Source organism: Paenisporosarcina antarctica (genome assembly GCF_004367585.1).
Classification (GTDB): domain Bacteria; phylum Bacillota; class Bacilli; order Bacillales_A; family Planococcaceae; genus Paenisporosarcina; species Paenisporosarcina antarctica.
Map to the genome: position 1 here is coordinate 3850435 of NZ_CP038015.1, position 12191 is coordinate 3862625.

Consider the following 12191-nt stretch of genomic DNA (forward strand, 5'->3'; position numbering starts at 1 on the left):
ATACATATTGACGTGGCGCAAGTAAAATGGTCACAGTACCATATGAAATGAGGCATTGAATCGTGTTTATTGAAGAGGTTATAGTGGTGGAAGGTAAAGATGATACGACAGCTATTAAACGTGCTGTACGAGCAGATACTATTGAAACGAATGGATCCGCCATTTCGTCAGAAACTATTCGCCGAATCCAGCATGCACAAACTAAAAGAGGCGTTATCGTTTTTACGGACCCTGACTATCCTGGACGACGCATTCGTGCCATTATAGAAGAAAATGTTCAAGGTGTTAAGCACGCATTTTTATCAAAAGAAAAAACTATTGCGAAAAATGGCAAAAGTCTCGGTATTGAGCACGCGGCTGATGAAGATATCCGATCGGCACTCCAAAATGTTTATACACCTCGAAATCCATTAAATCAAATTGAAGAAATTCCACTTCACATATTGATGAAAGAGAGATTAATTGGTCACCCTGACTCTAGAATGCGTCGTAATCGTCTCGGTGAATTATTACAAATTGGTTATACTAATGGAAAACAGCTTCAAAAAAGATTATCAATGTTTCAAATTGAAATCGGGCAACTTGAAAAAGCCTTAGCACAATTGGATCAGGAGGACTTACATGTATAAAGATATTGCAACCCCAAAACGTACACAAGAAATATTAAAGAAATATGGTTTTTCAATTAAAAAAAGTCTTGGACAAAATTTTTTAATTGACCCTAATATTCTTCAGAACATCGTTAGTCATGCGAATTTAACGAAAGAGTCAGCAGTTATTGAAATTGGCCCTGGAATTGGTGCGTTGACTGAACATTTAGCTCGAAAAGCGGGTCAAGTTGTGGCTGTTGAAATTGATCAACGTCTTTTACCCGTTCTAGAGGATACACTTTCACCATACGATAACATAGAAATAATTCATTCAGATATATTAAAAACTAATGTTGAAGATGTGATACAGGAGAAATTAGCTGGGTATAAAGATATTATGGTTGTTGCAAACTTGCCTTATTATGTAACAACTCCTATTTTAATTAAATTATTAATGGAAAAACTTCCAATTCGAGGAATGGTTGTCATGATGCAAAAAGAAGTGGCAGATCGTATCACAGCCTCACCAAGCACAAAAGCATATGGTTCATTATCTATTGCCATTCAATATTATATGAAGGCTGAAATTGCCATGACAGTTCCTAGAACAGTGTTTATTCCACAACCTAATGTTGATTCGGCTGTAATTAAATTAACTCGTCATGAGACCTCACCAGTAGATGTTTTAGATGAGGATTTCTTGTTCAAGGTTTCTCGCTCTTCCTTTGCACAACGCAGAAAAACAATATTAAATAATTTACAATCACAACTGCCACTTGGTAAAGAAAAGAAAGAGGTAATTTTAGCTGCCCTTGCAGAAGCAAACGTAGACCCAACTCGTAGAGGTGAAACATTATCGATTCAAGAGTTTGGGAATTTAGCAAATATCCTTCTTCCGAATTTCAAAGAATCGTCACTTTTATAACAAAATCAGTACAATTCAGATAAAATTTGTAGGTTAATTATAATAAATTGATTGACAAGTACTTTTGTTCATTGTTAAAATAAAATATTGGTTGACAAATATTTGTTTATATAGTACACTTATAATTAAGTGGGGTGTAAGCGAAAATGCCAAAAACTTTAGCAGATATTAAAAAGTCTTTAGATTGTCATTTAGGTAAACGTTTGCAATTGAAAGCAAACGGTGGTCGTAAGAAAACGATTGAACGAGCTGGGATTTTACGTGAAACGTATCATGCTGTGTTCGTAGTAGATCTTGATCAGGACGAGAACGCTTTTGAGCGTGTGTCTTACAGCTACACAGATATATTAACTGAAGCAGTAGAAATTACAATTGTTGACGGAATGCAAGAACTTGTAGTCGTCAAATAATATTTTGCACTTATGTACTTATTTTAATAAAGCACTCACGGATTTTATTTTCCGTGAGTGCTTTTTTGTTTTTAGTACATACTATTTTTGTTGGTCCTTAAGAGGAGGAAAAAACATGTCACGTAAACGTGTAATGTCAGATCGTCTAAAAGAGGAAATTGCGAAAGAACTTGGATTTTACGAAGTCGTTGAGCGTGACGGTTGGGGAGCCATTAAATCTCGTGATGCAGGTAATATGGTTAAGCGGGCAGTTGAGATGGCACAAACCGGATTAATGAATGGACAAAATCACTACAAGAAGTAGCGAAATTCTTGAACGACGAGTAATCGCAGGAGCACATTCTTTTATTTTTGCATAGTAACTGCGTAAATTCTTATAAGGCTGACAAGGCGGAGAAATCCGCCTTTTTTTCAAAAGTATTATTTGTAAAAAATCAATTTCATGACATATTCTTTTCTAAGTCCTTCAAGCTAAGATAGTGGGAATTGCAAATAACATCAGTAAAACACAGTGTTTAGACAATGGTATAACTTGGCCTATTGCACTTTTCAAATGTTCTTTCCTTCATCAACAGCTGTGGTAAAATAGGTAACAGCTATAAACTGATAAAGGAGGTGATCTAATGCTTTATGTGAAGGCACCCGCAAAAATCAATCTGATATTGGATGTGTTACATAAACGTCCAGATGGTTACCATGAAGTGGAAATGATTATGACGACGGTTGATTTAGCAGATCGTATTGGATTAGAACCACGCACTGATGGTCAAATTCGCATTATTTCAGCAGATCGCTATGTGCCAGACGACCACAGAAACCTAGCCTATCAAGCAGCCAAGTTATTAAAAGATACATATAGAATTAAACAAGGCGTGTCCATTACATTAGAGAAAAAGATTCCTGTTGCCGCTGGACTTGCTGGTGGAAGTAGTGATGCAGCCGCCACTTTGCGGGGGTTAAATGATTTGTGGAATTTAAAGTTAACGTCGGATCAATTAGCAGAGCATGGTGCTAAGATCGGCTCAGATGTGTCATTTTGTGTCTATGGAGGAACTGCTCTTGCCACTGGTAGAGGAGAAATAATTCAAGAATTACCTGCCCCACCAAACTGTTGGATTATTTTAGCGAAACCTTCGATTGGAGTTTCGACGGCTGATGTATATGGTAGCTTAAAGATAAATGAAGTCATTCATCAGAATTCTAAAGATATGATTCGGGCCATTTACGAGAAAGATTATGAATTAATGTGTGAGTCTATTGGGAATGCTTTAGAGGCTGTGACATTGAAGTTGCATCCGGAAGTATCGATGATTAAAGAGCAAATGATGAAATTTGGAGCGGATGCGGTATTAATGAGTGGAAGTGGTCCAACCGTATTTGGACTAGTCCAACACGAGTCTAGAGTGAACCGAATCTATAATGGCTTACGCGGATTTTGTGACGAGGTGTATGCAGTAAGATTGTTGGGAGATCGGGATTCACTTGCCTAAAACCGTATATTTGTTTAAACTTACGAATAAATCATTCGTGTTTAGGAGTGTGACCCATGAAATGGAAACGCAGTGAGCGTCTTGTTGATATGACGCATTATTTGTTAAACCATCCACAAAAGTTAATTTCATTAACGTTGTTTGCAGATATGTACCAATCTGCAAAATCCTCAATAAGTGAAGATTTAACCATTGTAAAAGAAACGTTTGAAGAAAAAGGAATCGGTTTATTAGTAACTGTTCCTGGTGCAGCGGGCGGGGTTAAATATATGCCAAGAATGAATGATGAAGCCGTTCGTGAAGTGATTCAAGACTTTATTGAAGAGCTCTCTCACTCAGACCGTTTGCTACCGGGTGGTTATTTATATATGACAGATCTACTTGGCAACCCTGAAATGATGAACCGTGTAGGGAAAGTTTTTGCATCAGCGTTTGCGAAACAACCGATTGATGTCATCATGACGGTGGCGACAAAAGGTATTCCGATTGCGCATGCAATTGCACGTCACTTAAATGTGCCAGTCGTAGTCGTTAGACGCGATAGCAAAGTTACAGAAGGATCTACTGTTAGCATTAATTATGTGTCCGGATCATCACGTCGTATTCAAACGATGGTATTGTCTAAACGCAGTATGAAGAGTGGTCAACGAGTACTTATTACAGATGACTTTATGAAAGTCGGAGGCACGATGAATGGCATGAAAAATTTACTTGAAGAATTTAATTGTCAATTAGCGGGTGTAGCTGTGTTAGTTGAAACTGAACATCCTGGTGAACAATTAATTGAAAATTATTTGTCCCTTGTTAAGTTGAAGGAAGTAAATGAAAAAAATCGCACGATTGCATTAACTGAAGGTAATTATTTTTCGAAAGGTGGAAAAGAGTAATGAAAGCAGTATCAACAACGAAAGCCGCAGCGGCAATTGGTCCATATGTTCAAGGTATGATTGTAAACGGCATGTTTTATAGTTCAGGTCAAATTCCGTTAACAGCTGAAGGAAACATGGTGGAAGGTTCAATTACAGAACAAACACACCAAGTATTTGCGAACTTAAAAGCTGTATTAGAAGAGGCGGGATCTTCACTTCAACAAGTTGTGAAGACAACAGTATTTATTAAAAATATGAATGACTTTGCTGTATTCAATGAAATTTATGGTCAACATTTTGGTGAACATAAACCAGCACGATCGACGGTAGAAGTCGCGCGATTACCTAAAGATGCGCAAGTTGAAATAGAAGTCATAGCGATTGTAGGATAAATAGTAATGAAAGAAACCATCGAGACCACTTGATGGTTTCTTTTTATGCCTGTGTTTTTATTATTTTGTATGACTAAAGTTCCGAGGAGTATGGGCAACAAACTGCACTTCTCTATTTCCTTCAGTCAATCTTGCGTTCGCTCAACCGAAACTTTCACGGGCACAGTTCATTGATTTTGGTTTACTAGAGAATAGACACTTACTACATAGAAAACAAGCTGCCGAAGATGCAATTTCGGCAGCTTCTTACTTTTTTTAGTATTCTATTCCTTACAAAGCAGGTTTCTACCCACTGTGACGTGCCTCGAATGTAATTATAAAAGGTGACATTGAAAATATAGACTCTCACGTTGTGAAAATCGCACATCACGTTGTAATAGTGATACTTTGGAAGTTTGTAGACGATTATAATTTGAAATTAATTTTCTGTGAATGCTTATATCATTGAAATATAAATAGAGTTAGTTGGATTTAAGTTCAAAACAGTAATAAATAACGGAAGTCTAGTAGACAAAAAAAGTGCTGTGCGTCATTTTTTCTTATTTTTACTATTTAAAATTATTAATAAATTCCAAAAAAAAGGAGGAGAAATACTAAAAATGTAGAATATAGTTGTCAGAGTCTGTAAGACATCTAAGAAGAAAGGTGGTGAGAGGAATGGAAGTAACTGATGTTAGATTACGTCGAGTACAAACCGATGGACGTATGCGTGCTATAGCTTCCATTACACTAGACAGCGAGTTTGTCGTGCATGACATTCGTGTTATTGATGGAAATGCAGGACTATTTGTGGCCATGCCTAGTAAGCGAACACCTGATGGAGAATTTCGTGATATAGCCCATCCGATTAATTCGGGAACACGCACGAAGCTCCAAGAAGCTGTATTACTCGCCTATCATGAGTCGAGTGAAGAAGATATGATTACTTATGAAGAAGCGAGTGTTTAATATGAAAACTGTGGAAGCTTGTCATGTTACATGATGGGTTTCTTTTTTTTTTTTTTGAAAAACACATTGGCACTCGCCAATCCGACACGAGTGTTGTATAAATTAAGATAGAAACATATCTTACTAAAAAAGAGGGTGTATTGAGTGAATTTTTTAACGAAATTTAGTTTGAAGAATGCAACAGCAGTATTCATTATTTCATTCTTACTCATTGTGCTTGGACTTTATTCCTTTAGTCGATTAAAAATTGATTTGTTACCAAACATTGAGTTTCCGCAATTATCGGTGCAAGTAGTATATCCAGGAGCGTCACCTGAAGATGTAGACGATCTCGTCATTACTCCGATTGAAGGACAGTTAAAAGGAATCGAAGGGGCCACTGAAATTCAGAGCGTATCCTATGAAACAATAGGAATCATTAATTTGCAGTTTCCTTTTGATACAGATTTAGATCGTGCAGAACAACAGACTGAAACGGCCATTCGTGGACTTGAATTACCAGAAGGCGCGGAAACGGAAATTAGCCGTTTATCATTTGGGTCGTTTCCCATCTTCAATATTTCTCTTTTTGCCAAAGGCCAAGATAATATAGAAGAACTGTTGAATAAAGAAGTCATCCCTGAGTTAAATAAAATTCCTGGCATTAATTCTGTATCGGTGGGTGGTTTAAAAGAAGAGAATTTACAAATTACTGTAAATAATGAAAAAGCAACCGCAGCTGGACTATCTCTAAGCCAAATAAAACAACAAATTGATCAAAAAATCTTATCATTCCCTGCTGGAACTGTGAATGATAATGATATTAATATACCGGTACGCGTGGAAGAAAAGCTCGAGTCGATTGAAAAATTAAAATCACTTAAACTTACATCTTCATTTAATTCACAAGCACCACCGGTTGAACTAAAAGATATTGCAACAATTGAAGAAGTATCTAAACAAAGTGAAATTACTCGTTATAACCAAGAAAACGCATTGTCGATGGCGGTCACGAAAAAGCAAGATGCCAATACCGTAGAAGTTGCAAACCGCGTAATCAATGTTTTAAAGAGTTATGATGACCGCTTAGATTACGCAGTTGGTTTCGATTCTGCCGCAGGAATAGAAAAATCAGTGGAAACATTAGTGAAGGAAGGTTTGCTTGGTGCTCTGTTTGCGTCAATTGCAGTATTAATCTTTTTGCGAAATTTCCGTGCAACGATTATCGCGATTATTTCTATTCCTTTATCATTGTTGATTGCAGCTATTTTCTTAGCTCAACTCGATATTAGCTTGAACATTATGACGCTCGGTGGGATGGCCGTTGCTGTTGGGCGAGTTGTTGATGATAGTATTGTGGTGATTGAAAATATATTCCGACGTTTACGAAAAACAAATGATCCAATGTCAAATGAATTAGTCATATCATCTACAAAAGAAATATTACGTGCAATTACAGCATCGACCTTAACAACAATTGTGGTATTTTTACCAATTGGTTTTGTAAGTGGGATTACAGGTGAATTCTTCTTGCCGTTTGCATTAACTGTCATTTTCTCGCTAGCTGCTTCACTAGTGGTTGCGGTAACAATTGTACCGATATTAGCGAGGTTTGCTTTTAAGAAAGTGAAACAAGAAGAAAAAGAAGGTGCGATGCAACGTTTTTATGAACGTGTCATTTTATGGTCTTTAAATCGCAAAGTAGTCATCTTGGTATTGTCTGTAATTCTTCTTGGGGGCTCGTTTGCGCTTGTTCCTGGGTTAGGGTTTACCTTTATTCCAGATGAGGAAACAAAACTCGTTCAAGCAAGTGTAGAGCTACCCTCATCTACATCACTAGAACGTACGAACGAAGTATCACTTGAAGTAGAAAAATTATTTGCTGATATAGAAGATATTAAAGATGTAACAACTGCAGTGGGTTCTCGTGACTTTGCAACAGGAATAAAACTTGAAAATAGAGCTGGATATATTTTGACATTGAATGAAAATGTAGATGTATCTAATTTTGTGAAGTCGTTATTACAAGATATGGACAATATTGTAGCTGATGTTTCTCCTGATGCAACGATTTCGGTATCTGAGCTTTCTACTGGTGGTCCTCCATCAAATAACAATGTTTCCGTCGATTTATTTGCAAGTGACTTAGAAGCATTGTCAAAAGCCGCTTCGGATGTAGAAGCATATATGAATACTGTTGATTCACTAAAATATGTGTCTAATAATTTTACTGAAAAACAGAAACAAGTGGTTGTGCAAATTGATTCAGATAAAGCAGATGACTTTGGCGTGTCTGGTTTTCAGCTACTTGCTACCATTTCTGACCAAACAAAACCTGTTTCTGTTGGCAAGTTAACGCTTGATGACATTAATCGTTCCGTTCAATTGTCTTATGACGAAGCGTTAACTAGTATTGATGAAATACGAACACTGACAATTTTTACTGCTAACGGACCTGTTGAAGTACAAGATATTGCGACAATTGAAGAAATTGATTCCGTTACAACGATTCAAAAACTAGATGGGAAAGTTTTTGCACGTATCCAAGCACAAATTGATGCGGACAATATACAAAAAGTATCAGCTGAAGTAAAGGAGGGTGTTATAGCGAACGTAGACTTACCGGATGGGGTAAGTTTAGAAAGTGGTGGGGGTAGTGATGATACGGTCGAGATTTTCCAACAACTCGGACTCGCCATTGCTAGTGCAATTGGACTCGTGTACTTAACTATGCTCATTACATTCGGGCAAGCACGTATTCCGTTCATAATATTGTCATCTCTTATTTTCGTACCGATTGGAGCATTAATCGGTTTAGTAATTGCGCGCGAACCATTATCTGTTAGTGTAATGATTGGATTCTTAATGTTAATTGGAATTGTAACGACAAATGCCATTGTTTTGGTGGACCGCATTAACCAAAATAGAAATGACAAAGGAATGCTCATTCGAGAATCACTTGTCGAAGCGGGCAAAACACGATTACGTCCAATCTTAATGACGGCGTTTGCAACGATTGCTGCGCTTATTCCATTGGCCCTAACGACTTCATCAGGAACGTTGATTTCAAAAGGATTAGCGGTAACTGTAATTGGTGGTTTAACGTCTTCTACTTTACTAACATTGGTTATCATTCCAGTCATGTACGAAATCTTTTATTCACGTCAAGTAAAACGAGAAAAACAAGCAAATTAATAAATGAAGGACTTCCACCATTTGGTGTGAAGTCCTTTTAATATAAAAAATGCATAATGTTAAATGATTTGTCACCATTTTGTCAAGCGGGATTTCCTTGAATTACGAGTGTATTTGGTCTATAGTCAAAAGAGGTAGAATGACCATATTGGAGGACTTACTAAATGACACATACATACGCAGTGGTTTTAGCTGCAGGTCAAGGTACACGCATGAAGTCCAAATTGTATAAAGTATTGCACCCCGTTTGTGGCAAACCAATGGTTGAACATGTTGTAGATCATATTGAAGAAATTGGAGCCGAACGGATTGTGACAATCGTTGGACACGGTGCTGAAAAAGTACAAGATCAACTCGGGAGTCGCAGTGAATATGCACTTCAAGCACAACAACTCGGAACGGCACACGCTGTATTACAAGCAGATGAAGCGCTAGGGAAGTTAACAGGGACAACCCTTGTTATTTGTGGTGACACGCCACTAATTCGCCCGGAAACGATGAAAGCATTACTTGCACATCATCAAGAAACTTCGGCTAAGGCGACGATTCTTACTGGAATTCCTGAAGACCCTACAGGATACGGTCGCATTCTTCGTGATTCTAAAGGGTATGTTGAACGCATTGTGGAGCAAAAAGATGCATCGACCGATGAACTACAAGTAAGAGAAATAAACTCTGGCACATACTGCTTTGATAATAAAGCTTTGTTTGCGGCATTAAAGCTTGTCAAAAATGATAACTCACAAGGTGAGTACTATTTGCCAGATGTAATTGAAATTTTAAAAAATCAAGGAAACATCGTTTCTGCTTATGCAACAGATGATTTTGAGGAGACGCTTGGTGTTAACGATCGTATAGCACTTTCGCAAGCTGAAACACTAATGCGCAAGTTAATCGCCAAAAAACATATGAAAAACGGTGTAACAATTATCAATCCAACAAATACTTATATTAGTGCTGACGCTGTTATCGGTTCTGATACAGTGTTGCAGCCAGGTGTTATTATTGAAGGCACTTGTGAAATTGGCGAAGATTGTTTGATTGGTCCAAATAGTCATATTAAAGACAGCAAAATTGGGCATCGTACAACCGTCCATTCTTCAGTTGTTACTCAAAGTGTTATTGGAGAAGATACAGCAGTTGGTCCGTTCGCTCACATTCGCCCACATTCTGAAATTGGCAATGAAGCGAAAATAGGGAATTTTGTTGAAATTAAGAAAACGAAATTAGGTCATCATTCGAAAGTATCGCATTTAAGTTACATTGGCGACGCTGAAGTTGGAGAACGTGTAAATATTGGTTGTGGCGTGATTACCGTAAATTACGATGGCAAGAATAAATTCATCACAACGATTGAGGACGATTCCTTTGTAGGGTGTAATTCAAACTTAATGGCTCCTGTTACAATTGGCCAAGGTGCATATGTAGCAGCTGGATCAACTATAACAAAAAATGTACCAGCACAAGCCTTGTCAATTGGTCGTGTGCGTCAAGAGAACAAAGAAGGATACGTTAAAAAACTAAACTTAAAATAACAGGAGGACAACATGCCTAACCAATACGCAAATACCAAATTAAAAATATTTTCATTAAACTCGAATGAATCACTTGCAAGAGAACTAGCGGAAGAAGTTGGAGTCCCACTTGGGAAAATTTCTGTTACCCGTTTTAGTGATGGTGAAGTACGAATCAACATCGAAGAGAGTATTCGCGGGTGTGACGTGTTCATCATTCAATCAACATCTGCTCCTGTTAACGAAAATTTAATGGAATTATTAATTATGGTAGATGCTGTTAAACGTGCGTCTGCTCGTACTGTAAACGTTGTTCTTCCTTACTATGGTTATGCTCGTCAAGACCGTAAAGCACGCGCTCGTGAACCAATTACAGCGAAACTAGTGGCTAACTTACTTGAAACTGCTGGTGCAACTCGTGCCATCGTGTTAGATTTACATGCACCTCAAATCCAAGGTTTCTTTGATATTTTAATTGACCACTTAATTGCGGTGCCAATTTTGTCGGATTATTTCTTGCAGAAAAAAATAGACCCTGCTGACATTGTAATTGTTTCTCCTGATCACGGTGGAGTTACCCGTGCACGTAAAATGGCGGAACGTTTAAAAGGATCAATTGCGATCATCGATAAACGTCGACCACGTGCTAACGTATCAGAGGTTATGAATATTATTGGGAACGTAGAGGGTAAAATAGCCATCATAATTGACGATATTATTGATACTGCAGGTACAATTACAATTGCAGCAAATGCTCTCTTAGAAAGTGGTGCAAAAGAAGTGTATGCATGCTGTACGCATCCTGTATTATCAGGACCCGCAATTGAACGTATCAACAACTCAGTCATTAAAGAGTTAGTAATTACGAACTCAATTGAATTGCCTGAAGAAAAAAATTCTCCTAAAATCACACAATTATCAGTTGCACCGCTTTTAGCAGATGCAATTGTACGTGTATTTGAAGAAAAATCAGTTAGCACTTTATTTGATTGATGGTATAATGGTATTTATGTTTCATTTGGTGAGAATTGGGTAAACATAAAAACAGAATAAATGACATGGAGAGTGAAATAGATGACTACAACAGTAAAAACACATGTACGCGAAAAAGGTCAACATTCTAATTTAACAAAATTACGCAATGAAGGTTTTGTACCTGCAGTAGTTTATGGTTTTAAAACAGAGGCTACTTCAATTGCGGTACACGAAGTGGATTTATTAAAAACACTACGTGAAGTTGGTCGCAACGGCGTTATGAAATTAGATCTTGCTGGAAAATTAGTTAATGTTGTATTAAGTGACTATCAAATGAACGTATTAAAAGGTAATGTTGTTCATGCTGATTTCTTGGCAATTAACATGACTGATGAATTAGAAGTAAGTGTAACAGTTGTTACAACTGGTTCTTCAGTTGGGGAAAGTCAAGGCGGCGTCTTGAACCATCCAAACCATGAATTAACAATTAAAGTAAAACCTTCAGCAATTCCAGATTCAATTGAAATAGATGTTACTGATCTTGAAATTGGTGATATCTTAAGAGTTGGCGATATGCGTGAAAAATGTGAATTCAATATCTTAAACGATGATGATTTTGCACTAGTATCAGTTTCGGCACCACGTACTGATGAAGAACTAGAAACTACAGCTGACGAACCAGCAGTAGTGGCAGAAGAAGTTAGCGAAGAAGATACTGAAACAAAAAAATAATTTTTTAAAAAATGGGATTGTCATTTGACAGTCCTATTTTTTTTGTGCCAAAAAAGTATAAGATTTTTCGAGCAATACCTCTTCGTACTTGAGTTGTTATGTCTAGCGCCAAGCTCACACTTAAGCCTAGGCCCACTAGGATGTGGGTCATAAGGGTGTTGAAAAGCTCTTA

General features: G+C 37.3%; 12 protein-coding genes. All 12 read left to right on the top strand.

What is annotated here, in order from left to right; translation table 11 throughout:
* Nucleotides 1-62 precede the first annotated feature (62 nt).
* Entirely contained in the window at nucleotides 63-629 is a 567-nt protein-coding gene (rnmV, locus tag E2636_RS18280) for a ribonuclease M5 (RefSeq protein WP_134211687.1), read from the top strand.
* Entirely contained in the window at nucleotides 622-1515 is an 894-nt protein-coding gene (gene rsmA / locus E2636_RS18285; protein ID WP_134211688.1) for a 16S rRNA (adenine(1518)-N(6)/adenine(1519)-N(6))-dimethyltransferase RsmA, read from the top strand. Before rnmV ends, rsmA begins: the two co-directional genes overlap by 8 nt.
* A 146-nt stretch (nucleotides 1516-1661) precedes the next feature.
* Nucleotides 1662-1925, top strand: coding sequence for a biofilm formation stimulator Veg (gene veg / locus E2636_RS18290; RefSeq protein WP_017380254.1), 264 nt, complete (start codon nucleotides 1662-1664; stop codon nucleotides 1923-1925).
* Nucleotides 1926-2040: 115 nt separating this feature from the next.
* A complete protein-coding gene (locus E2636_RS18295) occupies nucleotides 2041-2229 on the top strand; it encodes a small, acid-soluble spore protein, alpha/beta type (protein WP_017380255.1) in 189 nt (62 codons plus the stop codon).
* 319 nt (nucleotides 2230-2548) lie between these two features.
* On the top strand, nucleotides 2549-3415 hold the full coding sequence (ispE, locus tag E2636_RS18300; RefSeq protein ID WP_134211689.1) for a 4-(cytidine 5'-diphospho)-2-C-methyl-D-erythritol kinase: 867 nt from the start codon (nucleotides 2549-2551) through the stop codon (nucleotides 3413-3415).
* 56 nt (nucleotides 3416-3471) lie between these two features.
* Complete coding sequence (gene purR / locus E2636_RS18305; RefSeq protein ID WP_134211690.1) at nucleotides 3472-4302, top strand: pur operon repressor; 831 nt, start codon at nucleotides 3472-3474, stop codon at nucleotides 4300-4302.
* The gene (locus E2636_RS18310; RefSeq protein WP_017380258.1) at nucleotides 4302-4676 is read left to right on the top strand and encodes a RidA family protein; all 375 of its coding nucleotides are present in this window, start codon (nucleotides 4302-4304) and stop codon (nucleotides 4674-4676) included. The genes purR and E2636_RS18310 overlap by 1 nt, the downstream gene beginning before the upstream one ends.
* 657 nt (nucleotides 4677-5333) lie before the next feature.
* On the top strand, nucleotides 5334-5624 hold the full coding sequence (gene spoVG / locus E2636_RS18315) for a septation regulator SpoVG (RefSeq protein WP_017380260.1): 291 nt from the start codon (nucleotides 5334-5336) through the stop codon (nucleotides 5622-5624).
* A gap of 144 nt (nucleotides 5625-5768) precedes the next feature.
* Nucleotides 5769-8798 carry an efflux RND transporter permease subunit gene (locus E2636_RS18320; protein ID WP_134211691.1) on the top strand — a complete coding sequence of 1010 codons (3030 nt, stop codon included), beginning with the start codon at nucleotides 5769-5771 and terminating at the stop codon, nucleotides 8796-8798.
* 164 nt (nucleotides 8799-8962) lie between these two features.
* The gene (glmU, locus tag E2636_RS18325) at nucleotides 8963-10333 is read left to right on the top strand and encodes a bifunctional UDP-N-acetylglucosamine diphosphorylase/glucosamine-1-phosphate N-acetyltransferase GlmU (RefSeq protein WP_134211692.1); all 1371 of its coding nucleotides are present in this window, start codon (nucleotides 8963-8965) and stop codon (nucleotides 10331-10333) included.
* 12 nt (nucleotides 10334-10345) lie between these two features.
* Complete coding sequence (locus E2636_RS18330) at nucleotides 10346-11305, top strand: ribose-phosphate diphosphokinase (protein WP_134211693.1); 960 nt, start codon at nucleotides 10346-10348, stop codon at nucleotides 11303-11305.
* A gap of 81 nt (nucleotides 11306-11386) precedes the next feature.
* Complete coding sequence (locus E2636_RS18335; protein WP_134211694.1) at nucleotides 11387-12019, top strand: 50S ribosomal protein L25/general stress protein Ctc; 633 nt, start codon at nucleotides 11387-11389, stop codon at nucleotides 12017-12019.
* Nucleotides 12020-12191: the final 172 nt, after the last annotated feature.

Bases quoted from the DNA above. Each gene is read 5' to 3' on its own strand.
- rsmA (WP_134211688.1), top strand. From the start codon at position 622: ATGTATAAAGATATTGCAACCCCAAAACGTACACAAGAAATATTAAAG.
- veg (WP_017380254.1), top strand. From the start codon at position 1,662: ATGCCAAAAACTTTAGCAGATATTAAAAAGTCTTTAGATTGTCATTTA.
- E2636_RS18295 (WP_017380255.1), top strand. From the start codon at position 2,041: ATGTCACGTAAACGTGTAATGTCAGATCGTCTAAAAGAGGAAATTGCG.
- ispE (WP_134211689.1), top strand. From the start codon at position 2,549: ATGCTTTATGTGAAGGCACCCGCAAAAATCAATCTGATATTGGATGTG.
- purR (WP_134211690.1), top strand. From the start codon at position 3,472: ATGAAATGGAAACGCAGTGAGCGTCTTGTTGATATGACGCATTATTTG.
- E2636_RS18310 (WP_017380258.1), top strand. From the start codon at position 4,302: ATGAAAGCAGTATCAACAACGAAAGCCGCAGCGGCAATTGGTCCATAT.
- spoVG (WP_017380260.1), top strand. From the start codon at position 5,334: ATGGAAGTAACTGATGTTAGATTACGTCGAGTACAAACCGATGGACGT.
- glmU (WP_134211692.1), top strand. From the start codon at position 8,963: ATGACACATACATACGCAGTGGTTTTAGCTGCAGGTCAAGGTACACGC.
- E2636_RS18330 (WP_134211693.1), top strand. From the start codon at position 10,346: ATGCCTAACCAATACGCAAATACCAAATTAAAAATATTTTCATTAAAC.
- E2636_RS18335 (WP_134211694.1), top strand. From the start codon at position 11,387: ATGACTACAACAGTAAAAACACATGTACGCGAAAAAGGTCAACATTCT.